This window comes from Ligilactobacillus salivarius DSM 20555 = ATCC 11741, from assembly GCF_001435955.1.
In the GTDB taxonomy this organism is placed as follows: domain Bacteria; phylum Bacillota; class Bacilli; order Lactobacillales; family Lactobacillaceae; genus Ligilactobacillus; species Ligilactobacillus salivarius.
Genome location: NZ_AYYT01000008.1, coordinates 46,748 through 71,895, shown reverse-complemented (window position 1 = coordinate 71,895; position 25,148 = coordinate 46,748). Strand labels below are relative to the sequence as shown.

The 25,148-nt window shown below is 35.3% G+C and carries 15 protein-coding genes and 2 tRNA genes; 16 read left to right on the top strand and 1 reads right to left on the bottom strand.

The features are described from left to right. Positions 1-36 precede the first annotated feature (36 nt). The 11 genes from FC55_RS05360 to rpoC all read left to right on the top strand — a co-directional run bounded on the left by FC55_RS05360 (position 37) and on the right by rpoC (position 18,797). A tRNA-Pro gene (locus FC55_RS05360) sits at positions 37-110 on the top strand. A 403-nt stretch (positions 111-513) separates the two neighbouring features. Next, on the top strand, positions 514-1,464 hold the full coding sequence (locus FC55_RS05355) for an aspartate carbamoyltransferase catalytic subunit (protein ID WP_003699713.1): 951 nt from the start codon (positions 514-516) through the stop codon (positions 1,462-1,464). Beyond that, positions 1,464-2,753, top strand: coding sequence for a dihydroorotase (locus FC55_RS05350; protein ID WP_003699711.1), 1,290 nt, complete (start codon positions 1,464-1,466; stop codon positions 2,751-2,753). The genes FC55_RS05355 and FC55_RS05350 overlap by 1 nt, the downstream gene beginning before the upstream one ends. Continuing rightward, on the top strand, positions 2,753-3,841 hold the full coding sequence (locus tag FC55_RS05345; RefSeq protein ID WP_003699710.1) for a carbamoyl phosphate synthase small subunit: 1,089 nt from the start codon (positions 2,753-2,755) through the stop codon (positions 3,839-3,841). The genes FC55_RS05350 and FC55_RS05345 overlap by 1 nt, the downstream gene beginning before the upstream one ends. Then, a complete protein-coding gene (gene carB, locus FC55_RS05340) occupies positions 3,834-7,019 on the top strand; it encodes a carbamoyl-phosphate synthase large subunit (protein WP_035149600.1) in 3,186 nt (1,061 codons plus the stop codon). Before FC55_RS05345 ends, carB begins: the two co-directional genes overlap by 8 nt. Positions 7,020-7,037: 18 nt before the next feature. Beyond that, positions 7,038-7,982, top strand: coding sequence for a dihydroorotate dehydrogenase (locus tag FC55_RS05335; protein ID WP_035149597.1), 945 nt, complete (start codon positions 7,038-7,040; stop codon positions 7,980-7,982). Positions 7,983-8,018: 36 nt separating this feature from the next. Next, positions 8,019-8,092, top strand: a tRNA-Pro gene (locus FC55_RS05330). 192 nt (positions 8,093-8,284) lie between these two features. Then, on the top strand, positions 8,285-8,752 hold the full coding sequence (locus FC55_RS05325; protein WP_003701965.1) for a CtsR family transcriptional regulator: 468 nt from the start codon (positions 8,285-8,287) through the stop codon (positions 8,750-8,752). Positions 8,753-8,761: 9 nt separating this feature from the next. Further along, the gene (locus tag FC55_RS05320) at positions 8,762-11,260 is read left to right on the top strand and encodes an ATP-dependent Clp protease ATP-binding subunit (RefSeq protein WP_003699706.1); all 2,499 of its coding nucleotides are present in this window, start codon (positions 8,762-8,764) and stop codon (positions 11,258-11,260) included. A gap of 243 nt (positions 11,261-11,503) precedes the next feature. Continuing rightward, complete coding sequence (rpoB, locus tag FC55_RS05315; RefSeq protein WP_003699705.1) at positions 11,504-15,103, top strand: DNA-directed RNA polymerase subunit beta; 3,600 nt, start codon at positions 11,504-11,506, stop codon at positions 15,101-15,103. A 28-nt stretch (positions 15,104-15,131) separates the two neighbouring features. Next, complete coding sequence (gene rpoC, locus FC55_RS05310) at positions 15,132-18,797, top strand: DNA-directed RNA polymerase subunit beta' (RefSeq protein WP_003699704.1); 3,666 nt, start codon at positions 15,132-15,134, stop codon at positions 18,795-18,797. Between the two features lie 45 nt (positions 18,798-18,842). Here rpoC and FC55_RS05305 read toward each other — a convergent pair whose 3' ends face one another. Next, a complete protein-coding gene (locus FC55_RS05305) occupies positions 18,843-19,559 on the bottom strand; it encodes a prepilin peptidase (RefSeq protein WP_035149593.1) in 717 nt (238 codons plus the stop codon). 284 nt (positions 19,560-19,843) lie between these two features. Between FC55_RS05305 and rpsL the strand changes: the two genes are divergently transcribed. The 5 genes from rpsL (at position 19,844) to FC55_RS05280 (ending at position 25,014) form a co-directional block, all read left to right on the top strand. Next, on the top strand, positions 19,844-20,257 hold the full coding sequence (gene rpsL / locus FC55_RS05300; RefSeq protein WP_003703807.1) for a 30S ribosomal protein S12: 414 nt from the start codon (positions 19,844-19,846) through the stop codon (positions 20,255-20,257). Positions 20,258-20,291: 34 nt separating this feature from the next. Next, a complete protein-coding gene (gene rpsG, locus FC55_RS05295; RefSeq protein ID WP_003699701.1) occupies positions 20,292-20,762 on the top strand; it encodes a 30S ribosomal protein S7 in 471 nt (156 codons plus the stop codon). Between the two features lie 120 nt (positions 20,763-20,882). Beyond that, on the top strand, positions 20,883-22,976 hold the full coding sequence (gene fusA / locus FC55_RS05290; protein WP_003699700.1) for an elongation factor G: 2,094 nt from the start codon (positions 20,883-20,885) through the stop codon (positions 22,974-22,976). A gap of 104 nt (positions 22,977-23,080) precedes the next feature. Continuing rightward, entirely contained in the window at positions 23,081-23,812 is a 732-nt protein-coding gene (locus FC55_RS05285; RefSeq protein WP_003699699.1) for an NAD-dependent protein deacylase, read from the top strand. A 17-nt stretch (positions 23,813-23,829) separates the two neighbouring features. After that, positions 23,830-25,014, top strand: coding sequence for a MalY/PatB family protein (locus FC55_RS05280; protein WP_003699698.1), 1,185 nt, complete (start codon positions 23,830-23,832; stop codon positions 25,012-25,014). Positions 25,015-25,148: the final 134 nt, after the last annotated feature.

The window sequence follows — 25,148 nt, the reverse complement described above, 5'->3', positions numbered from 1 at the left end:
GAAGGTTGCAGGTTCGACTCCTGCTGGATGCATTATCGGGAAGTAGCTCAGTTTGGTAGAGCACCTGGTTTGGGACCAGGGGGTCGCAGGTTCGAATCCTGTCTTCCCGATTTTTTTAATTTCTGATATAGCTAAAATGAGAGATTCTTCGATCTCTCATTTTTTGTCTTGACATTAACTTTGTTTTAAAGTATCCTTAGTTACAGCAATAAACCTTTAAGAATAGTCCAGAGAGGCTAAGAAGGAAGCGTCTTTTTTAAGAGCTCGGATAAAGTATACTGATTGAAGCATAGTTAATTACTGTGATCTTCTATATTATACCTACGCTTAGTTTGGACAATTCTAAACTAAGTGTTTTTTTATAGGTTATTGCATAATAAACCATTTAATTGTTTCCAGAGAGTGCAAAAAGGTTTTATAAGATGCGATATAACTGTATACAAATGGATGTCGTATAAACTTTTACCCCGGAAATGATTATTTCCGGGGTATTTTTTATTAAGGAGAAAAAAGATGGATAAATTATTAAGTCTAAATAATTTCGTTTCAGTTGAAAATTTAGAAAATGAAGATGTTGAAAAATTAATTAAAAGAGCAGAATATTTTAAGAATGGTGGGGAAGCTCCTCATTTGAACAAAGAAGTATATGTTGCTAATTTATTCTTCGAAAATTCAACTAGAACACATACAAGTTTTGAAATGGCAGAAAGAAAATTAGGATTAACAGTTATTCCTTTTGATCCAGGTCATTCTTCTGTAAATAAAGGAGAAACTTTATATGATACATTATTAACACTTGGGGCTCTTGGAGTAGATTTATCCGTTATTAGACATTCAGAAAATAATTATTACGAAAAATTGATTAATTTAAATCCCGATCAACATTTAAACATGGGAATTATAAATGGTGGTGATGGAAGTGGACAACATCCATCACAATGCATGTTAGATATTATGACTATTCACGAACAGTTTGGAACTTTTAAAGGATTAAAAGTTATGATTGTTGGAGATTTAAAGAATTCAAGAGTAGCAAGAAGTAATATGCAATTACTAACTAGATTAGGTGCAAAAGTATACTTCTCAGGACCTGAATATTGGTATAGTTCAGAATTTGATAAATATGGGGAATATGCACCATTAGACGAACTAATTGAAGATATGGATGTTGTGATGTTATTAAGAGTTCAACACGAACGTCATGACGGTGATAAAAATGAAAAATTATTTTCAGAAACTGAGTACCATAAATTGTATGGACTTGATGAAAAGCGTTACAATAAATTAAAGAAGGATGCAATTATTATGCATCCAGGTCCTGTAAACCGTGGTGTAGAATGGGCAGATGAATTAGTTGAAGCACCTAAGTCAAGATACGTAACACAAATGAAAAATGGTGTATTTATGCGTATGGCAATGATTGAAGCTGTAATGAGAGGTCGAAAGTTAGGGGGACTAGAATAATGGCAACATTAATTAAAAATGGAAATCTTTACCAAGCTGGAAGAATTTATCAAGCTGATGTCTTAATTGAAGATGGGAAAATTAAGGCAATTGGTAAGAATTTATCAGATGTAGTAAAAGAAAATTTAGTAGAAATTGACGCAACTAATAAGCTAGTTGCACCAGGGTTAGTTGATGTTCATGTTCATTACAGAGATCCAGGATTTACATATAAAGAAACTATTCATACTGGAAGTTTAGCAGCCGCACATGGTGGATATACTACAGTTTGCGCAATGCCTAATCTTGATCCAGTACCTGATACACCTGAATTGGTAGAGAAAATGTGTTCCCGTAATCAAGAAGATGGTGTTGTTAAAGTTAAACAATACGGTTCGATAACTCATGGTCTAAAAAGTGAGGAATTAGTTGATTTTGATGGAATGAAAAAAGCTGGTGCATTTGCTTTTAGTAATGATGGATCTGGTGTTCAAACTGCAGGAACAATGTATCAAGCAATGAAATCAGCGGCTGCTTTAAATATGGCGATTGTAGCACATGTGGAAGATAATTCATTATTATTCGGTGGTGTTATGAATGCAGGAAAGAGAGCTGAAGAACTAGGATTACCAGGTATCCTAGGAATTAGCGAATCTTCACAAATTGCTCGTGACTTACTTTTAGCCAAAGAGACTGGAGTTCATTACCATGTATGTCATGTGTCTACTAAAGAAAGTGTTGAATTAGTTAGATTGGCTAAACAACATAAAATTAATGTAACATGTGAAGTATCTCCACATCATTTACTACTAGCAGATGTCGATATTCCTGGAAATGATCCTTATTATAAAATGAATCCACCATTAAGAGGTGTAGAAGATAGACAAGCTTTAATTGATGGTTTGTTAGATGGAACAATTGACATGATTGCTACAGATCATGCTCCACATAGCATTGATGAAAAAACTGGTGATATGCGAGAGGCATCATTTGGTATTACTGGTAGTGAAACGGCATTTGCAATGTTGTATACCAAATTTGTCAAAACAGGAATCTTTACACTGGAACAATTATTACAATGGATGAGTATTAATCCTGCTGAAAAATTTGGAATGGAAGATGCCGGAGAATTATTACCAGGAAAGAGTGCAGATTTAGCAATCTTTGATTTAAATAAAGAATATGTCATAAAAGAGGAAGATTATTTATCTAAGGGAATAAATACACCTTTTACAGGCGAAAAAGTATATGGTCAAACAGTTTTAACTATGGTAGATGGGCAAAAAGTATACCAAAAGGAGGAAAAATAATGAAACGCTATTTGATTTTAGACGATGGCTCTGTTTTTGAAGGTGAAGGATTTGGAGCAAATAGAACTTCTTTTGGTGAAGTGGTTTTTACTACTGGTATGACAGGATATCAAGAAGCTGTTACTGATCAGTCATATGCCAATCAGATTTTAGTTTTCACTAACCCATTAATTGGTAACTATGGGGTGAACTTAGATGATTTTGAATCCTTGGAACCAAATTGTCAGGGTGTTGTTTGTCGCGAAGTTGCTAGAGTTTCAACTAATTGGCGCAAGCAAGAGAGTTTTCCAGAATTTTTAGAAGAAATGAATATTCCAGGAATTAGTGGTGTTGATACACGTGCATTAACTAAGCTCTTACGTTCACATGGAACAATGAAAGGTATGTTAGTTGATGCTGGAGTTGATATAGAAGAAGCAAAACAAAGATTACATAATACAGAAATAACTAGTCAAATGGTAGCTGAAGTATCTACAAGTAAAGCATATCCAAATCCTGGTAATAAGCGAAATATTGTTTTAGTAGACTACGGAGTTAAGCATAGTATTTTACGTGAGTTGGCTGCACGTGATTGTAACACAATTGTTTTACCTTATACGGCTACAGCTAAAGATATTCTAAGACTTAAACCAGATGGTGTACTACTATCTAATGGACCTGGTGATCCAATTATGATGGAAAATGCAGTTGAAATGGTCAAAGAAATTGAACAAAAATTGCCAGTATTTGGTATCTGCTTAGGTCATCAAATCTTATCATTAGCAAATGGAGCCAAAACATTTAAGATGAAATTTGGTCATAGAGGCTTTAACCATCCAGTAAAAGAAATTGCTACAGGTAAGATAATGTTTACCTCACAAAACCATGGGTATGCAGTAGATCCAGATTCCATTGAAGGAACAGATTTAATTGTTACACATACAGAAATTAACGACGGAACCGTAGAAGGTGTTAAGCACAAGTATTATCCAGCATTCTCCGTGCAATTCCATCCAGATGCAGCACCTGGACCACTTGATGCAATAGATATTTTTGATGATTTTATGCAAATTATTGATCAAAGAAAGGAAGAGAGAAACAATGCCTAAAAGAACAGATGTCCACAAAATAATGGTGATTGGTTCAGGTCCAATTATTATCGGTCAAGCAGCAGAATTTGATTATTCTGGAACACAAGCTTGTTTGGCTTTACGTGAAGAAGGATATGAAGTAGTTTTAGTAAACTCCAATCCTGCTACTATCATGACAGATACAGAAATTGCCGACAAGGTATATATTGAGCCATTAACAGTTGAATCAGTTTCTCGAATCATTCGTCAAGAATTTCCAGATGCAATTTTACCTACTTTAGGTGGTCAAATTGGTTTGAATTTAGCAATCGCATTGGCTAAAACTGGAATTTTAGAAGAATTAGGAATAAAGCTTCTAGGAACGCAATTAGATGCAATTGATCAAGCTGAAGACAGACAAAGATTTAAGGACTTAATGCAAGAATTAAATGAACCAGTTCCAGACTCAAAGACTGTTGAAACTGTGCAAGAAGCTTTAGATTTTGCAGCTGAAATTGGATATCCTGTTATTGTTCGTCCTGCATTTACGATGGGAGGAACTGGTGGCGGATTGTGTGATAATCCTGAACAATTAAAGGAAATAGTAGCCAATGGTCTAGAACTTTCACCAGCAACTCAATGTTTGATTGAAAAATCAATTATGGGTTACAAAGAAATTGAATTTGAAGTAATGAGAGACGCTGACAATAATGCGATGGTAGTATGTTCAATGGAAAACTTTGATCCAGTTGGTATACATACAGGTGATTCTATCGTGTTTGCTCCAACTCAAACTTTATCAGATAGAGAATATCAAATGTTGCGTAATTGCTCTTTGAAATTAATAAGAGCATTGAAAATTGAAGGTGGATGTAATGTTCAATTAGCTTTGGATCCTAATAGTTATAGATACTATGTTATTGAGGTAAATCCTCGTGTATCACGTTCATCAGCATTAGCTTCTAAAGCAACAGGTTATCCTATTGCTAAATTAGCAGCTAAGATTGCCGTAGGATTGACACTGGATGAAATTAAAAATCCTGTTACAGGAACAACATTTGCTGAATTTGAACCTGCTCTTGACTATGTTGTTGCTAAGATTCCACGTTGGCCATTTGATAAATTTACTCGTGCAAATCGTCGTTTAGGTACTCAAATGAAAGCAACTGGGGAAGTAATGGCTATTGGACGTAGTGCTCAAGAAGCTTTACAAAAAGCAGTTCGCTCATTAGAAATTGACGAAAAAGATTTAATTTCTGCTAAAGCACAATCTGCAACTGATGATGAAGTAGAAGAAAAATTATTCCACGCACAAGATGACAGACTATTTTATATAGCAGAAGCATTTCGTAGAGGTTACACAATTGAAGAAGTACACGAATTAACCAAGATTAATTTGTATTACTTAGATATTGTAAAGCAAATTGTAGAGTTAGAAAGTAAACTTTCTCAAAATAAAGAAGATTTAGACGTTTTAAAACGTGCAAAACGTTACGGATATAGTGATTACACAATTGCTAAGTTATGGGGTACTACAGAAGATGAAGTAAGAAATTTACGTAAAGAACATAAATTGCTACCTGTTTACAAGATGGTAGATACTTGTGCAGCAGAATTTGATTCAAGTACACCTTATTTCTATAGCTCATATGACTTAGAAAATGAAAGTAAAAAATCTGATAAAAAGTCAGTGCTTGTAATAGGTTCAGGTCCTATTAGAATTGGCCAAGGTGTAGAATTTGACTATGCAACTGTGCACAGTGTTAAGGCTATCCAAAAATTAGGATATGAAGCAATTGTAATGAATTCTAATCCTGAAACAGTATCAACGGATTTCTCGATTTCTGATAAATTGTATTTCGAACCTTTAACACTTGAAGATGTTTTAAATGTGATTGATTTAGAACAACCAATGGGAGTAATTGTACAATTTGGTGGGCAAACAGCGATTAACTTAGCCGCTGGATTAGAAGCACATGGTGTAAAGATTTTAGGTACAACAGTTGAAGATCTAGATAGAGCTGAAGATAGAGAACTATTTGACCAAACAATTAAGAATTTAGGATTGAAACAACCAATTGGTAAAACAGCAACCATTCAAGAACAAGTTATTGCTTGTGCAGAAGAAATTGGCTATCCAGTATTAGTTCGTCCAAGTTATGTTTTAGGTGGTCGTGCTATGGAAATTGTTAATAATGAACAAGAGTTATTAGATTATTTAGCACAAAATGCTCCTGCAGAAATTGATCACCCAATTCTCGTAGATGCTTACTTGTCAGGTCTAGAATGTGAAGTAGATGCGATTTGTGATGGTAAAGACGTATTACTTCCAGGTATTATGGAACATATTGAACATGCTGGCGTTCACAGCGGAGACTCTATGGCTGTTTATCCACCTCAAAGTTTTGATGAAAATATAAAGCAACAAATTGTGGATGCAACTGAAAAGTTAGCTGTCGCATTAAAGTGTGTTGGTATTATGAATATTCAATTTATTATCCATAACAATGAAGCATATGTGTTAGAAGTAAATCCTCGTGCTAGTCGAACTGTACCATTCTTAAGTAAGATTACTGGAATTGAAATGGCACAAGTTGCAACAAGAGTAATTCTAGGAGAATCATTAGTAGAACAAGGATATCAAAGTGGTTTATACCGTGAAAGTGATATGGTACATGTTAAAGCACCAGTATTCTCATTTAGTAAGTTAGCAGATGTTGATAGCTTCTTAGGACCTGAAATGAAGTCTACAGGTGAAGTTATGGGTAGTGACTACACCTTTGAAAAAGCACTGTATAAAGCATTTACAGGTGCTAAGATGGAATTACCAGATAATGGAAACGTGCTATTAACAATTGAAGATAAAGATAAGGATGCTGTATTACCACTTGCTAAGAGATTTAGTAAGATAGGTTATCGTATGTTTGCAACTGAAGGAACAAGTCAATTTTTACGTGAAAATGGTTTGTTTGTACAAACTGTAGATAAGTTAGGTAAAGATACTGGTAATGAAACTTCATTACATGATTTGATCGTTAATGATGGTGTTGATTTAGTAATCAATACTATGAGTCATGATCAAGAAGTAGCATCGGATGGATTTGTAATCCGTCAATTAGCTATCGAGCATAATATTGCATTGCTAACATCATTAAATACAGCAGATGCATTATTAAAAGCACTTGAAAATCGTTCATTTGCTACTAATTCACTTTAATTAATGGAGGAATTTATCATGGAAACAAAAAAATTGGCAGTATCATTGCCTGGACTAGAATTAAAAAATCCTATCATGCCTGCTAGTGGAACTTTTGGCTTCGGCGATGTTCCAAGCGCTAATAAATATTCTTTGGATACATTAGGAGCATTGGTTATAAAAACTACTACTCCAGAAGCTAGAACCGGGAATCCTGATCCTAAAATTTCAGTAATTGAAGATGGAGTCTTAAATGCAGTTGGTCTTACTAATCCTGGTGTAGATGTAGTAGTGTCTGAAAAGTTACCAACTTTAAGAGAAAAATATCCTGAACTACCAATAATTGGAAGTGTTGGTGGAGCAACAGAGGATGATTATGTTGAAGTAGCTACTAAGTTGTCACAATCAGGAATGGTTAATGCATTAGAACTGAATATATCTTGTCCTAATGTTCATGAGGGTGGTATGGCATTTGGAACTGTTCCAGAAGTTGCTGAAAGATTAACAAAGAAAGTTAAGGAAGTTTCAACAGTTCCTGTTTATGTAAAACTCTCACCTAATGTAACAGATATAGTGGCTATTGCCAAAGCTGTAGAGCGTGGTGGAGCAGATGGAATAAGCATGATTAATACAGTTTTAGGAATGCATATAGATGTAGCTTCAGGTAAACCAGTACTTGGTAACATTATGGGTGGTTTATCTGGAAAAGCTGTAAAAGCAATTGCAATTAGAATGATCTATCAAGTTTCTCAAAACACTGATTTGCCAATTATTGGAATGGGCGGAGTAGAAACAGTAGATGATGTCTTAGAGATGTATATGGCTGGTGCTTCAGCTGTTGCTGTTGGAACTGCACATTTCCATGATTCTATGATTTGTCCACATTTAATTGAAGAACTTCCAAAAAGAATGGAAGAATTGGGAATTGAAAGCCTTGAGGAATTACGTTTAAATGTGAAAAAACGTGGAGCGTTCAAGCTTTAATAAGTAAAAATAAAGTAATATAATGGAATCTGTACTCGGAAAATAGCTCAGCTTGGTAGAGCACATCGTTCGGGACGATGGGGTCGCAAGTTCGAATCTTGTTTTTCCGATAGGATTCTAAAAAAACACAATATTGTTAAACTCTCTTTGAGTAGAGTAGGGATTAAAAAAATTCTTGCACTACTTCAAAGAGAGTTTTTTGATTGTTAATAGATACTAAATTTTTGCATTTGTTGCCGAAATTCATTTATAATAGACTAAAAGTCAATGTAGGTCAAACCTACAAGAGAGGATGGAGAATTATGCAGAACCGTAACATTTCAGATATTATTGAACAATATTTGAAAGATATATTGGCTGATTCAAGAAGAATTGAAATAAAGCGGTCTGAGATTGCACAGCAATTTGACTGTGTTCCATCACAAATTAATTATGTAATAAAAACTCGTTTTACTTTGAAAAATGGCTATGTTGTTAAAAGTAAACGTGGCGGTGGCGGCTATATTCGGATTGTAAAAGTAGATTTGGCAGAGAATCAGTCTGTTTTAGATGATTTGATTTCTGCAATTGGCACTGAAATTACAGAAAACCAGGCTTACCAATTAATTAGTAGTTTATACGAGGATGGCGTCTTTTCTAGAAAAGAAGCAAATTATGTCTTAGCTGCTATTAGCCGACAAGCTTTGGATTTGCCGACTGCTGAAATGGAAAATATGATTCGCGCAAGGATTTTGGTAAGTATCTTAAATCAATTGAGATGCGAAGAATAGAAGGGAGTAATGGTTATGGCTATGGAAGAAAGGTATACACCGAGTGCTAAACAAGTATTAGTTCTTGCACAACAACAAGCTAATTACTTCAAGCATCAAGCAATAGGAACAGAGCATTTGCTTTTAGCACTAACAATGGAGAAAAATGGCGTAGCTGCTAAAGTATTACAAAGTTTTGTAGTAACTGAAGTAGATGTGCGAGAAGAAATTGAACATATCGTAGGATACGGTAATTTACAACGTAGAGGCGCTGATACTTATTTACCATATTCCCCAAGGACTCGTTATGTATTAGAGCGTGCTAGAGAACATGCTAAACTTTTTAATGTTGAAAAGGTAGGAACAGAACATATTTTGTTAGCACTATTAGAAGATGATAAAACCATTTCTTCACGTATTCTAGCAGCTCTGAATATTGATTTACGTAAGGTGAAAAATATTACCTATCGTACAATGGGTGTAGATGCAACAACAGCTAATAGAACACGTAAGAAATTAGCGTTATCAGAAAAGAAACAGGATAATGGTACACCTACGTTAGATGAATTAGCACGTGATTTGACAGAAATGGTGCGTAAAGATCAAATTGATCCAGTAGTTGGTAGAGATAATGAAATTAAGCGTGTTGTTCAAATTTTAAGTAGAAGGACAAAGAATAATCCAGTTCTTTTGGGAGAACCAGGTGTAGGTAAAACAGCTGTTGCAGAAGGATTTTCACAAAAGATTGTAAATGGTGAAGTTCCTGATAATTTGAAGAATAAGCGTGTAATGATGCTTGATATGGGATCTTTGGTTGCTGGAACAAAATATCGTGGTGAATTTGAAGATCGATTAAAGAAGATTATTGAAGAAATTCGTGAAGATGGCAATGTTATTTTATTCATTGATGAAATGCATACTCTAATAGGCGCGGGTGGTGCTGAAGGCGCGATAGATGCTTCCAATATTTTAAAACCAGCATTAGCGCGTGGTGAAGTACAAGTAATAGGTGCAACAACTTTAAATGAATATCAAAAATATGTTGAAGCTGATGCAGCTTTGGAAAGACGCTTTGCTAGTGTGACAATCAATGAACCAACCCCAGAAGTAGCGTTGACAATTCTAAAAGGATTACGTCCTAAATATGAAAAACATCATCAACTTCAAATTACAGATGAGGCATTAGAGAGTGCAGTTAAGTTAAGTAAAAGATATATTGCTTCAAGATTTTTACCTGACAAGGCAATTGATTTAATGGATGAGGCTGCTGCTAGAGTAAGAATTAATAATGCACAAAAAGTGGACAAAGTTTCTGCAATAAAGAAGAAATTATCAGAGCTTTCCCAAGAGAAGACAGAAGCGTTGTTAAAAGAAGATTTTGAAAAAGCTGCAGAAATCAGAAATGAAGAATTAAAGATTCAAGAAAAGCTTGAAAAGCAAATCCAACGTGACAAAGATGAAGAGGATAGCAATAACTATCGTGTAAAAGTTACGGCTGAAGATATTGCAGAAGTTGTTTCTGAATGGACTGGTGTTCCAGTAACTCAAATTAATCGTTCTGAAGGAGACCGACTAATTAGATTAGAAAAGATATTGCATAATCGAGTTATAGGACAAGATGAAGCTGTTAAAGCAGTAAGTAAAGCGATAAGAAGAGCAAGAAGTGGTTTGAAGGATCCTACAAGACCAATTGGCTCATTTATGTTCTTAGGTCCTACAGGTGTAGGTAAAACTGAATTAGCTAAAGCTTTAGCAGAAGCTATGTTTGGCTCAGAGGATTCAATGATTAGAATTGATATGAGTGAATATATGGAGAAATACACAACTAGTCGTTTAATTGGATCTCCTCCTGGATACGTAGGATATGATGAAGGCGGACAATTAACTGAAAAGGTTAGAAATAATCCTTATTCAGTAGTATTATTAGATGAAGTTGAAAAAGCTCATAATGATATTTTCAATATCTTGTTACAAGTATTAGATGATGGATTTTTAACTGATTCTAAAGGTAGAAAGGTAGACTTCAGAAATACAATTATCATTATGACATCTAACTTAGGTGCTACAGCCTTACGCGATGAAAAATCAGTAGGTTTTGGTGCAAAAGATGTCAGCGATGATTATGAAGCAATGGCAGCAAAAGTTAGAGAAACATTGAAGAAGACTTTTAGACCAGAGTTCTTGAATCGTCTTGACGAAACTGTTGTATTCCATTCGCTTAATAAAGAAGAAATTCATCAAATTGTTAAATTGATGGCTAAGAATATTATAGATAGGATTAAAGAACAAAATATTAATCTGAAAATTACCCCTGCAGCAATAGATATAGTTGCAGAAGCTGGATTTGATGCTGAATATGGTGCTCGTCCTATTAGATGTGTCCTTCAAGATAAGATAGAGGACTTACTAAGTGAAGAATTATTAGCAGGTAATATCGAAACTGGAGCAACAGTAACAATAGGTGCTAAAAAAGGTGAAATAACGATAAAAGTTAAGAATCCAGTAGCTGCAGAAAAAATAAATAGTTAATAGTTATATTTAGTATTGACAAATACTAAATATCCGTTTAAAATATATAAATGCGAAAAACTGTGAATTGATTGTTTGTTATGATATATTGTCCATAGCAGACTTGATAAAAGCAAAAATAGTATGAAGCAAATTTAATTTGTCTCTGTCTGTTTTTGCTTTTTTTTGCCAAAAAACCGGTAAAAATAAAAATTGTAATAAAATTGTAATAAATTAATCGAGTCACAGCAAATTTTTTGAGAGGTGAACAACTTGGCAGGACACTTAGTAAAATACGGTAAACACCGTGTACGTAGAAGTTACTCGCGAATTAAAGAAGTTCTTGATCTACCTAACTTGATTGAAGTTCAAACTGATTCTTACAAGTGGTTTTTAGATGAAGGTCTTCGTGAAATGTTTGATGACATTATGCCAATTGAAGATTTTCAAGGTAAATTATCACTTGAATTTGTAGATTATCAACTTTTAGAACCAAAGTATACAGTTGAAGAAGCACGTCAACATGATGCTAATTATTCAGCACCATTACATGTTACTTTACGCTTAATCAACCATGAAACTGGTGAAATTAAGTCACAAGATGTATTCTTTGGTGATTTTCCATTGATGACTAAGCAAGGTACATTCATTATTAACGGGGCAGAACGTGTTATTGTTTCACAATTAGTTCGTTCTCCAGGTGTATACTTCAACTCCGAATTAGATAAGAATGGTCGTACTAACTACGGTACAACTGTAATTCCTAATCGTGGGGCTTGGTTAGAATATGAAACAGATGCAAAGAATGTAGCATATGTACGTATTGATCGTACTCGTAAAATTCCATTAACAGAACTTATCCGTGCTTTGGGATACGGTTCTGATAATGAAATTGTAGAAATTTTAGGATCTAATAGCGATAGCTTGATGCTTACTTTGGAAAAAGATGTACATAAGAATATGGATGATTCTCGTGTAGAAGAATCTTTGAAAGATATTTATGAACGTCTACGTCCAGGTGAACCAAAGACTGCTGATTCATCACGTAGTTTGTTAACAGCTCGTTTCTTTGATCCAAAGCGCTATGATTTAGCACCTGTTGGTCGTTATAAGATTAACAAGAAGTTAGATTTAAAGACACGCTTATTGAATTTAACTGTTGCAGAAACATTAGCTGATCCTGATACAGGCGAAATTATTGTAAATAAGGATGAAGTTATTGATAAGCAAGTTATGGATAAATTAGCTCCATACTTAGCAAGAGATGACTTCAAGACATTTACTTTCCATCCATCTGAAGAAGGTGTTGTTCAAGAACCAATGACTCTTCAAATTGTGAAAGTATATTCACCAAAGGATCCAGAAAAGGTAGTAAATGTTATTGGTAATGCAAATGTTGATATCCAATTCAAGCACATTACACCAGCTGATATAGTAGCTTCCATGAACTACTTCTTCAATTTACAAGAAGGCATGGGTTCAACAGATGATATTGACCACTTGGGTAACCGTCGTACTCGCTCTGTAGGTGAATTATTACAAAACCAATTTAGAATTGGTTTATCACGTATGGAACGTGTTGTACGTGAACGTATGTCAATTCAAGATACATCAACTGTTACACCACAACAATTGATTAATATTCGTCCAGTTGTTGCTTCAATTAAAGAATTCTTCGGAAGTTCTCAATTGTCCCAATTCATGGACCAAACTAATCCATTGGGTGAATTGTCTCATAAGCGTCGTTTCTCTGCTTTGGGACCTGGTGGTTTGACTCGTGATCGTGCTGGATACGAAGTTCGTGACGTTCACTATACACACTATGGTCGTATGTGTCCTATCGAAACTCCTGAAGGTCCTAACATCGGTTTGATCAACAGTTTATCTTCTTATGCTCGTATTAATAAGTATGGTTTTGTTGAAACACCATATCGTCGTGTATCTTGGGAAACACATAAAGTTACAGACAAAATTGACTACTTAACAGCCGATGAAGAAGATAATTACGTTATCGCACAAGCTAACTCACCATTAAATGATGATGGTTCCTTTGTTGATGATGTAGTTATGGCTCGTAAGAAAGATGATGACGTTGAAATTTCAACTGAAAAAGTTGACTACATGGACGTTTCACCTAAACAAGTAGTTGCTGTTGCTACAGCATGTATTCCTTTCTTGGAAAACGATGACTCTAACCGTGCTTTGATGGGTGCTAACATGCAACGTCAGGCTGTTCCTTTGATTAAGCCACATGCACCATTAGTTGGTACAGGTATTGAATACAAAGCTGCACATGACTCTGGGGTAGCATTGATTTCTGAACATGAAGGTACAGTTGAATATGTAGATGCTCGTGAAATTAGAGTTCGCCGTGACGATGGTTCTTTGGACAAGTATAAATTGATGAAATTCCATCGTTCTAATGGTGGTAAGAATTATAACCAAACACCAATTGTACGTGTTGGAGACAGAGTAGATGCTGATGAAGTATTAGCTGACGGACCAGCTATGGAAAATGGAGAATTGGCTTTAGGTCAAAATCCATTGATTGCATTTATGACATGGGATGGTTATAACTTCGAAGATGCTATCGCAATTAACGAACGTTTAGTTAAAGAAGATGTTTATACATCTATTCATATTGAAGAACATGAATCTGAAGCTCGTGATACTAAATTAGGACCTGAAGAAATCACACGTGAAATTCCTAATGTTGGTGAAGATGCTCTTAAGAACCTTGATGAATTTGGTATTATCCGTATTGGTGCTGAAGTAAAAGATGGAGATATTTTAGTTGGTAAAGTAACTCCTAAAGGTGTAACAGAATTATCTGCAGAAGAAAGATTGTTACATGCTATCTTCGGTGAAAAAGCGCGTGAAGTTCGTGATACATCATTACGTGTTCCTCACGGTGCAGGTGGTATTGTTCAAGACGTTAAAATCTTTACTCGTGAAGGTGGAGATGAATTATCCCCAGGTGTAAATATGATGGTTCGTGTTTACATTGCTCAAAAACGTAAGTTACAAGTTGGGGATAAGATGGCTGGACGTCACGGTAATAAAGGTACTGTTTCTGTTGTTATTCCAGAAGAAGATATGCCATTTATGCCTGATGGTACTCCAATCGATATCATGCTTTCTCCAATGGGTGTGCCTTCCCGTATGAACATCGGACAAGTTTTGGATCTTCACTTAGGTATGGCTGCTCGTAAATTAGGTATTCACGTAGCTTCACCAGTTTTCGATGGTGCTCGTGATGAAGATATTTGGAGTGCATTACAAGAAGCTGGATTACCTGGCGATGGTAAGACTGTTTTATATGATGGACGTACAGGTGAAGCATTCGATAACCGTATAGCAGTTGGTGTTATGTACTACCTTAAACTTGCACATATGGTTGACGATAAGATTCATGCTCGTTCAATTGGACCTTACTCATTAGTTACACAACAACCACTTGGTGGTAAGGCACAATTTGGTGGACAACGTTTTGGTGAAATGGAAGTTTGGGCATTAGAAGCTTATGGTGCTGCTTACACATTGCAAGAAATTTTGACTTACAAATCTGACGATGTTGTTGGACGTGTTAAGACTTATGAAGCTATCGTTAAGGGCGAACCAATTCCAAAACCAGGTGTTCCTGAATCATTCCGTGTTCTTGTTAAAGAATTACAAGCATTAGGTATGGATATGAAAGTTCTTGATGCTGATAAGAATGAAATTGAATTACGTGATATGGATGACGAAGACGATGATATTGTTAACGTTGATGCATTGAAGAAATTCGCAAAGGAACAAGAAGAAAAGAAAGCTAAAGAAGCAGAACAAGAAACTGCTGAAAAAGAAGAAACTAAGACAGAATAGACAATTATAAGAAAGGGAGGTCGGTCCTTTGATCGATGTCAATAAATTCGATAGTATGCAGATCGGTCTTGCTTCTTCCGATAAGATCCGTAGCTGGTCTTATGGTGAAGTAAAGAAACCTGAAACTATTAACTACCGTACATTGAAACCAGAAAAAGATGGCTTGTTTGATGAACGTATTTTTGGACCTACTAAGGACTGGGAATGTGCCTGTGGTAAGTACAAACGTATCCGTTATAAAGGTGTTGTTTGTGATCGCTGTGGGGTTGAAGTTACTCGTTCAAAAGTACGTCGTGAACGTATGGGTCATATCGAATTAGCAGCTCCTGTTACACATATTTGGTACTTTAAGGGTATTCCAAGTCGTATGGGTCTTGTCTTAGATATGAGTCCACGTGCATTGGAAGAAATTATCTACTTTGCATCTTATGTAGTTACAGATGCAGGTGATACAGCACTTGAAAAGAAACAACTCTTAACTGAAGGCGAATATCGTGAAAAACGTGAAGAATATGGTGATGGCTTTAAGGCAGCAATGGGTGCTGAAGCTATTAGAACTTTACTAAGAGATGTAGATCTTGAAAAAGAATGTGCTGAATTAAAAGAAGAATTACGCGAAGCTACAGGTCAAAAACGTACTCGTGCAGTTCGTCGCTTAGATATTTTAGAAGCATTTTTGAACTCTGGAAATCGTCCTGATTGGATGGTTATGGATGCAATCCCAGTTATTCCACCTGATCTTCGTCCAATGGTTCAATTAGAAGGTGGACGCTTTGCAACTTCTGACTTGAATGATTTATATCGTCGAGTTATCAACCGTAACAATCGTTTGAAGCGTTTATTAGATTTGAATGCTCCTGGAATTATTGTTCAAAACGAAAAGCGTATGTTGCAAGAAGCTGTTGATGCTTTAATTGATAACGGTCGTCGTGGTCGCCCAGTTACTGGTCCTGGTAACCGTCCACTTAAGTCATTGTCACACATGCTGAAAGGTAAGCAAGGTCGTTTCCGTCAAAACTTACTTGGTAAGCGTGTTGACTATTCTGGTCGTTCAGTTATTGATGTAGGTCCTAAGTTGAAGTTAAACCAAATGGGTATTCCTCATGAAATGGCTTTGGAATTGTTCAAACCATTCATGATGAGAGAATTGGTTAAGCGTGAAATGGCATCTAACATTAAGAATGCTAAGCGTAAGATTGAACGCCGCGATGAAGATATTTGGGATGTTTTAGATGATGTTATCAAGGAACACCCAGTTCTACTAAACCGTGCCCCTACGCTTCACCGTTTAGGTATCCAAGCTTTCGAACCAGTATTGGTTAACGGTAAAGCTATGCGTCTCCATCCATTGGCTTGTGAAGCTTACAACGCCGACTTTGACGGGGACCAAATGGCTATTCACGTTCCTTTATCAGATGAAGCTCAAGCTGAAGCTCGTTTATTGATGTTAGCTGCTCATCATATCTTGGCTCCAAAAGATGGTAAACCAATCATTTCACCATCTCAAGATATGACAATCGGTAATTACTACATCACACTTGAAGAAGCTGGTCGTGAAGGCGAAGGTATGGTATTTAAGGATGTTAACGAAGTAAGAACAGCTTACCAAAACGGGTATGTACATTTGCATACAAGAATTGGTTTGCAAGCCTCTTCATTAGCTAAGTTAGGTACACCATTTACTGATTGGCAAAAAGAACGTATTTTAATAACTACAGCTGGTAAAGCAATCTTTAATGAAATTCTACCTGCTGATTTCCCATTCTTAAACGAGCCTACACAAGAAAACTTAACAGGAATGACTCCTGATAAGTACTTTGTAGAACCAGGAACAGATATTAAGGAATTCATTAAGAATCAACCTTTAGTAGGACCATTTAAATCTGGATTCTTATCAGATATTATCGCTCAAGTTTATAAAGAGTATAAAGTAACTGCAACTGCAGAATTACTTGACCGCATGAAAGATTTAGGTTATTACGAATCTACTAAATCAGGTTTAACTGTTGGTATCGCTGACGTTACTGTTTTGAAAGAAAAGCCAGAAATTATTGAACAAGCACACAAGAATGTTGCAACTGTTGCTAAGCAATTCCGTCGTGGTTTGATTACAGATGAAGAACGCTACAATCGTGTTATCTCTATCTGGAACAAAGCAAAAGATGATATTCAAGCTAAATTGGTTGAAAATATGGATCCATCTAACCCAATTCAAATGATGAGTGATTCAGGTGCTCGTGGTAATATTTCTAACTTTACACAGTTATCTGGTATGCGTGGTTTGATGGCTGCTCCTAACGGTAAGACAATGGAATTACCTGTTATTTCAAACTTCCGTGAAGGACTTTCTGTTTTGGAAATGTTCTTGTCCTCTCACGGTGCTCGTAAAGGTATGACGGATACAGCTTTGAAGACTGCTAACTCTGGTTACTTGACTCGTCGTTTAGTAGACGTTGCTCAAGATGTTATCATTCGTGAAGAAGACTGTCATACAGATAGAGGTTTGGATGTTACTGCTATTACTGAAGGTAATGAAATGATTGAACCATTATATGATCGTATTTTGGGTCGTTATACTATGAAAGAAGTTAAAGATCCTAATACTGGTGAAATTATTGTTCCTGCTAATGTATTAGTAGAAGAATCCGAAGCTCGTAAGATTGTTGATGCTGGTGTACAAAAAGTTACTATTCGTTCTGCATTCACATGTAACACACGTCACGGTGTTTGTGAACGTTGTTATGGACGTAACTTAGCTACTGGTGATGAAGTTGAAGTTGGTGAAGCGGTAGGTACCGTTGCAGCTCAATCAATTGGTGAACCAGGTACACAGTTAACAATGAGAAACTTCCACCAAGGTGGGGTTGCTGGTGGCGACGATATTACTCAAGGTCTTCCTCGTGTTCAAGAATTATTTGAAGCACGTAATCCTAAAGGCCGTGCAGTAATTACAGAAGTTACTGGTGTTGTTGATACAGTTGAAGAAAATCCTGCTGAACGTACAAAAGAAGTTACTGTTAAAGGTGAAACAGATACTAGAACATATAGCTTGCCATTTACTTCCGTTCTTAAAGTTAAGGAAGGCGATCAAGTTCATCGTGGTGATGCATTGACTGTAGGTTCTATTGATCCTAAGGAACTTATCAAGGTTCGTGATGTTTTATCTACAGAAAACTACATTTTACGTGAAGTTCAAAAAGTATACCGTATGCAAGGTGTAGATATTTCAGATAAGCATATTGAAATCATGACTCGTCAAATGTTACGTAAAGTACGTATTATGGATCCAGGTGATACAGATATGCTTCCAGGAACTCTATTGGATATTAGCCAATTCAAAGATCGCAATACAAGTGCAATCATTGAAGGTAGAATTCCTGCTACTGCACGTCCAGTTCTTCTTGGTATTACTAAAGCTGCTCTTGAAACAAACAGTTTCTTATCTGCTGCTTCATTCCAAGAAACAACACGTGTATTGACAGATGCTGCAATTCGCGGTAAGAACGATCCACTTGTTGGTTTGAAAGAAAATGTTATTATTGGTAAGACAATTCCTGCAGGTACAGGTATGAAGAAGTATCATGATATCGAACCAGAAGTTGTTAATAGCGATGTAACAGATGGTGTTTATTCAATCTCTGAATTAGAAGAAAAGATTAATGAACAACAAAATAATGTTGAATCTTCAAACTAGAATATAGAAGTAAAAAAATCAGGTAGTTTTTCTACCTGATTTTTTTTATATTATTGGAATTTTAAATATATTTGTTGCATAAAAAATAATTAAAATACTCAAACTTAAATATGGAATAAAGGGGTGAGAAGCAGAAAAATCCCTTTTGATTAAATATGAAATAATTCCTAAAATACATGATAAAAGAATTACTACTAGAGTATTGTAAAATCCTAGTAATAAAAAACTAAAAACAATCAAGATAGTATCTGCAGTACCAAATTTATTTAGAAGATTACAACTGATTAAAATAATTGTGAAAAGAATGATTATGAGGAAATTAGCTTTTAGATTAGTAATTACGGTATGAAATCTAAAAATGAGCAATATTAATCCTCCATATTCAAGAGTAATTGAATCAACGCTCAATGTGTAATAATCTTCTAAAGAGATTAAAGTAAGCCAGACTACTAGTAATGATGTAAAAATTAAATTAGTATTCGCTATTATGATCGTATTAAAAATAAATATGACACCAATAGCTAATTCAATAACAGTACTACTTAAAGGAATTTTTTGCTTACAGAAATGACATTTTCCTTTTTGAAGTATAAAACCAATAATAGGTATCAATTGCCAATGCTGCAAAGTTTGTGAGCAGTTATCGCAGAAAGACCTAGGATATATAATGCTTATTCCTAATTTATATCGGTAAGCAACGCACGAAATAAATGAACCTAAGCAAGTTCCTAATATAAATAATAGAAAAAATATGTAAAGCATAATAATTTCACCTCTTAATTATAAATTACGCTGAAAATAAATAAAATTAGCACAAAAAATATAAAAATTAAATTGACATCAGTGTATTAAGCGTGATATTCTATTAAAGGTGCTTTATGTGAACAGTTCTCTTGAGTTATCTCAAGATCGTGCTGGCTGTGAGCAGGTTAGCACATTTATTCTGACGTACATTGAGGCGTTATTTTTTTAAACTCAAAAAAGAAACTCCTGGATGTGTGTACTTAATTAATATTCTTAAAATAAGGAAGGAGGAAGCTTTAGAGATGCCTACAATTAACCAATTAATTCGTAAAGGTCGTAAATCTAAAGGTTCAAAATCTAATTCCCCAGCTTTAAACTTTGGGTACAATAGTTATAAGAAAGTACAAACAAACAACTCAGCTCCACAAAAACGTGGTGTTGCAACTCGTGTTGGTACAATGACACCTAAGAAGCCTAACTCAGCTTTACGTAAGTATGCTCGTGTTCGTTTATCTAACTTAATTGAAGTTACAGCTTATATTCCGGGTATCGGACACAACTTACAAGAACATAGTGTTGTTCTTATTCGTGGTGGTCGTGTAAAAGACTTACCTGGTGTTCGTTACCATATCGTTCGTGGTGCTTTAGATACAGCAGGTGTTGAAGGCCGTATGCAAAGCCGTTCTAAGTACGGTGCTAAGAAGCCTAAGAAATAATTTTAGTAACTAGTATTTGAGGAGGTTATTTTAAATGCCAAGAAAAGGTGCCGTTGCAAAACGCGAAGTGCTCCCAGATCCAATTTATAACTCAAAATTGGTTACTCGCTTAATCAACCGTTTGATGTTAGATGGTAAGCGTGGGACTGCATCAAAGATTTTATACCAAGCATTTGATATTATTAAGGAACAAACAGGAAATGAACCATTGGATGTTTTTGAAGAAGCAATGAAGAACATCATGCCTGTACTTGAAGTTAAGGCACGTCGTGTTGGTGGTTCTAACTACCAAGTTCCTATTGAAGTTCGTCCAGATCGTCGTACAACTTTAGGTTTACGTTGGTTAGTTCAATACTCACGTCTTCGTGGTGAACACACAATGTCCGAACGTTTAGCTAAAGAAATCATGGACGCAGCAAACAATACAGGTGCAGCTGTTAAGAAACGTGAAGATACACATAAGATGGCTGACGCTAACCGTGCATTCGCACATTATCGCTGGTAATTTTCACAAATGGCTGTTATATGGTTTGTTTAGTAAAGCCTATAATAGTCATTTTTTTGAAGGTTTACTTATTAATTCGATTAGTTATAATTTTTAATTTTGGAAGGAGAGAAATTCTCAATGGCAAACAAACGTGAATTCCCATTGGAAAAAACACGTAATATCGGTATTGTTGCTCATATCGACGCTGGTAAGACAACAACAACTGAACGTATCTTGTACTACACAGGTAAGATTCACAAAATTGGTGAAACACACGATGGTGCTTCCCAAATGGACTGGATGGAACAAGAACAAGAACGTGGTATTACAATCACATCTGCTGCTACAACAGCTCAATGGAAAGAAAACCGTATTAACATTATCGATACCCCAGGACACGTTGACTTTACAGTTGAAGTAGAACGTTCATTACGTGTTCTTGATGGTGCGGTAGTTGTTTTAGATGCTCAATCTGGTGTAGAACCACAAACAGAAAACGTTTGGCGTCAAGCTACAACATACGGTGTTCCTCGTATTGTTTTTGTTAACAAGATGGATAAGATTGGTGCTAACTTTGATTACTCTGTAAGCACAATTAAAGATCGTTTACAAGCAAATCCATTGCCTGTACAAATGCCTATCGGTGCAGAAGATAGCTTTGAAGGTGTTATCGACTTAATCGAAATGAAGGCTGATTTGTATGATGAAGACGAATTAGGTTCAAAATGGGATACAGTTGATGTTCCAGATGAATACAAAGAAGATGCACAAGCTCGTCGTGATGAAATGATCGAAGCTTTAGCTGACGTTAATGAAGATATCATGGACAAGTATCTTGAAGGTGAAGAAATCAGCAACGATGAAATTCGTGCTGCAATTCGTCAAGCTACATTGAACTTAGACGTATTCCCTGTATTTGCAGGTTCTGCTTTCAAGAACAAAGGTGTTCAAATGATGTTAGATGGTGTTAATGATTACTTACCATCTCCATTAGATGTTAAGCCATACAAGGCAACAGATCCTGAAACAGGTGAAGAAATTGAATTGAAAGCTGACGACTCTGCTCCATTCGCAGGTTTAGCATTTAAGATTGCTACAGACCCATTCGTAGGTCGTTTAACATTCTTCCGTGTTTACCGTGGTACTCTTGAAGCTGGTTCATACGTATTGAACGCTACAAAGGGTAAACGTGAACGTGTAGGTCGTTTACTACAAATGCACTCTAACCACCGTAACGAAATTCCAGAAGTATTCTCTGGTGATATCGCTGCTGCTATTGGTTTGAAGAACACAACAACAGGTGACTCCTTAACAGATCCTAAGACACCATTGATTCTTGAATCTATGGAATTCCCAGATCCAGTTATCCAAGTTTCTGTTGAACCTAAATCAAAAGCAGACCAAGATAAGATGGACGTTGCTTTACAAAAACTTGCTGAAGAAGATCCTACATTCAAGGCTGAAACAAACCCTGAAACAGGTGAAACATTGATCGCCGGAATGGGTGAATTGCACTTGGATATCATCGTTGATCGTATGAAGCGTGAATTTAACGTTGAAGCTACTGTTGGTGAACCTCAAGTTGCTTACCGTGAAACATTTACAAAACAAGTATCTGCACAAGGTAAGTTTGTTCGTCAATCTGGTGGTAAAGGTCAATACGGTGACGTTTGGATTGAATTTACACCAAACGAAGAAGGTAAAGGTTTCGAATTCGAAGATGCTATCGTTGGTGGTGTAGTTCCTCGTGAATACATCCCTTCAGTAGAACAAGGTTTGAAGGAAGCTATGCAAAACGGTGTATTAGCTGGTTACCCATTAATCGATGTTAAGGCTAAGTTATATGATGGTAGTTACCACGATGTTGACTCCAGTGAAGCTGCATTTAAGGTTGCTGCATCCTTAGCATTACGTAACGCTGCTCCTAAGGGTGGTGCTGTAATTCTTGAACCAATTATGAAGGTTGAAGTAATTGCACCAGAAGATAACTTGGGTGATGTTATGGGTCATGTTACGGCTCGTCGTGGACGTGTTGAAGGTATGGAAGCACGTGGTAACGCACAAGTTGTTAACGCATTTGTTCCATTAGCTGAAATGTTCGGTTACGCAACTGTATTACGTTCCGCAACACAAGGTCGTGGTACATTTACAATGACAATGGATCACTACGAACCAGTTCCAAAGAGCATCCAAGATGAAATTATTAAGAAAAATGGCGGTAACGCTGAATAATTCTTAGTAAATTAAGATAAAGAACTCAGACGAAGTCTGGGTTCTTTTTTTTTACATATAGGGTAAAATAAGATGTAGATATATTATAGAATGGAGGGATTTTCATGGATGAAAATATACTTAAATTAAAAAAATTAGTTTCAGAGAGTAGTAATATTGTCTTTTTTGGTGGAGCAGGAGTATCTACTGAAAGTGGAATTCCAGATTTTAGAAGTGAACAAGGAATTTATAATACAGTAAAGAATTTTGGTTATCCTCCAGAGCAAATTTTATCGCATTCATTTTTTATGAAAAATCCAGAAAAATTTTATGATTTTTATCGTTCTACTATGATATATGAAAGTGCTAAGCCTAATTTAGCACATTTAGGATTAGCTAAATTAGAGAAACAAGGTAAGTTAAAAGCCATCGTTACTCAAAACATAGATGGACTACATCAATTAGCAGGGAGTAAGACTGTTTACGAATTGCATGGATCAATTCATAGAAATTATTGCATGAAATGTGGCAAATTTTACCCATTAAGTACAATTACAGAAAGTAAGGGTGTACCACAATGTAAAGAGTGTGGTGGGATAATCAAACCAGATGTTGTTTTATATGAAGAAGGATTAGATGAAGAAATTATCAATAATAGTATTAAAGCAATAAAAAAAGCTGATATGTTAATTGTAGGTGGAACTTCTCTAAATGTTTATCCAGCTGCAAGTTTTGTTAATTATTATGATGGGAATAAACTAATTTTAATAAATAAAAGTAAGACACCTTATGATAAATATGCAGATTTATTAATCCATGATAGTATAGGAAAAGTTTTTAATGAAATAATAGAGTAAAGTTGAGAGGTAGTAGAATGTACAATTTTGATAAGGTGGCAAAGTTTCAAAATTCACTTAAGTGGCATGTTAATAATAGCGAATTACCAATGACACTTGGTGATATGGATTTTGAAGTAGCACCTGAAATAATTACTGAATTACACAAAAGAATAGAAAATAAGAATTTTGGATACGAATATATTCCGTACGAATATTATGTAAGTGTAGCTAAATGGTATAAAGAAATGCATAATTGTACCCTTGATATTTCCTGGATGTCTTTTTCTCAAGGAGTAGTAGCTACTTTATCAGCTATCATTACTAATTTAATGAATGAAGATAGTGTAATAACAGTTTTAACTCCAGGATTTGATAAATTTAAGAAAGTTGGAGAAGGAAAACAAAAAGTATTAGTAAGTGAACTTATTTATGATAAAGAAAAGCGCAATTATGGCATTAATTGGCTAGATTTAGAAGATAAATTAAAAAAGACTAATCTCTTTGTTCTTTGTAATCCGCATAGTCCAGTTGGGAAAATATGGTCTCAAAAAGATTTGGAAAAGATACTAAAACTAAGTTTAAAGTATGATTTTAAAATTTTTAGTGATGAGATTCATGGAGAAATAACATTTGATAAGAAATATACTCCATTATTTAGTTTAGACGAAAAGTTATTAAAGAATACGATTATAGCAGTTTCACCAAGTAAAGCATTTAATATTGCTGGAATTCAAACTGCAACAATAATAACGCCAAATAAAGAGTTGAAAGAGCAAGTAGATAACGCAATAAAAAGTTTCCATCTTAATGAAGCTAATAGTTTAGCAGTTCCGGCAACAATTGCAGCATATACAGAAGGAAAAGATTGGCTTGAAGAATTGAAAGATTATCTAAGAGAAAATCGAAATTTCATTGAACGTTTTTTAGAGCATAATGTTCCAGATGTGAAACCAAGTTTAAATGAAGCATCATACTTTCTTTGGTTGGATATATCATCATTAAATGTTGATGCACAAGAATTAACGGAATTTATTCGTAAAAAGACAGGTTTAATTTTAACTGCTGGAGATAAATTTGATGGAAATGGTAAACAATTCTTACGCATGAATATAGCAACTTCAACGGATTTAATTGAAGATGCATTGAGGAGATTGCAGCGAGCTATTGTACTATTTAAGCGGAAAGATGACGATTTAATGAACTTGATACTAAATAAATAATTAGGTTGTTACTTTAATAATTATTTAAGACATACTTCAAAAAAATATCAAGAATATTTATAGAAAACTTCAGTTGCGATAGCGCTTAACTTTGATACAATAGTATTATAAATCGTACACTATAATCTAAGTAG

What these genes read in the sequence shown, in the direction of transcription:
- fusA (WP_003699700.1), top strand. Translation starts at nt 20,883, where the DNA reads ATGGCAAACAAACGTGAATTCCCATTGGAAAAAACACGTAATATCGGT.
- FC55_RS05345 (WP_003699710.1), top strand. Translation starts at nt 2,753, where the DNA reads ATGAAACGCTATTTGATTTTAGACGATGGCTCTGTTTTTGAAGGTGAA.
- FC55_RS05350 (WP_003699711.1), top strand. Translation starts at nt 1,464, where the DNA reads ATGGCAACATTAATTAAAAATGGAAATCTTTACCAAGCTGGAAGAATT.
- FC55_RS05285 (WP_003699699.1), top strand. Translation starts at nt 23,081, where the DNA reads ATGGATGAAAATATACTTAAATTAAAAAAATTAGTTTCAGAGAGTAGT.
- FC55_RS05280 (WP_003699698.1), top strand. Translation starts at nt 23,830, where the DNA reads ATGTACAATTTTGATAAGGTGGCAAAGTTTCAAAATTCACTTAAGTGG.
- rpsL (WP_003703807.1), top strand. Translation starts at nt 19,844, where the DNA reads ATGCCTACAATTAACCAATTAATTCGTAAAGGTCGTAAATCTAAAGGT.
- carB (WP_035149600.1), top strand. Translation starts at nt 3,834, where the DNA reads ATGCCTAAAAGAACAGATGTCCACAAAATAATGGTGATTGGTTCAGGT.
- FC55_RS05355 (WP_003699713.1), top strand. Translation starts at nt 514, where the DNA reads ATGGATAAATTATTAAGTCTAAATAATTTCGTTTCAGTTGAAAATTTA.
- FC55_RS05325 (WP_003701965.1), top strand. Translation starts at nt 8,285, where the DNA reads ATGCAGAACCGTAACATTTCAGATATTATTGAACAATATTTGAAAGAT.
- FC55_RS05305 (WP_035149593.1), bottom strand. Translation starts at nt 19,559, where the DNA reads ATGCTTTACATATTTTTTCTATTATTTATATTAGGAACTTGCTTAGGT.
- FC55_RS05335 (WP_035149597.1), top strand. Translation starts at nt 7,038, where the DNA reads ATGGAAACAAAAAAATTGGCAGTATCATTGCCTGGACTAGAATTAAAA.
- rpsG (WP_003699701.1), top strand. Translation starts at nt 20,292, where the DNA reads ATGCCAAGAAAAGGTGCCGTTGCAAAACGCGAAGTGCTCCCAGATCCA.
- FC55_RS05320 (WP_003699706.1), top strand. Translation starts at nt 8,762, where the DNA reads ATGGTTATGGCTATGGAAGAAAGGTATACACCGAGTGCTAAACAAGTA.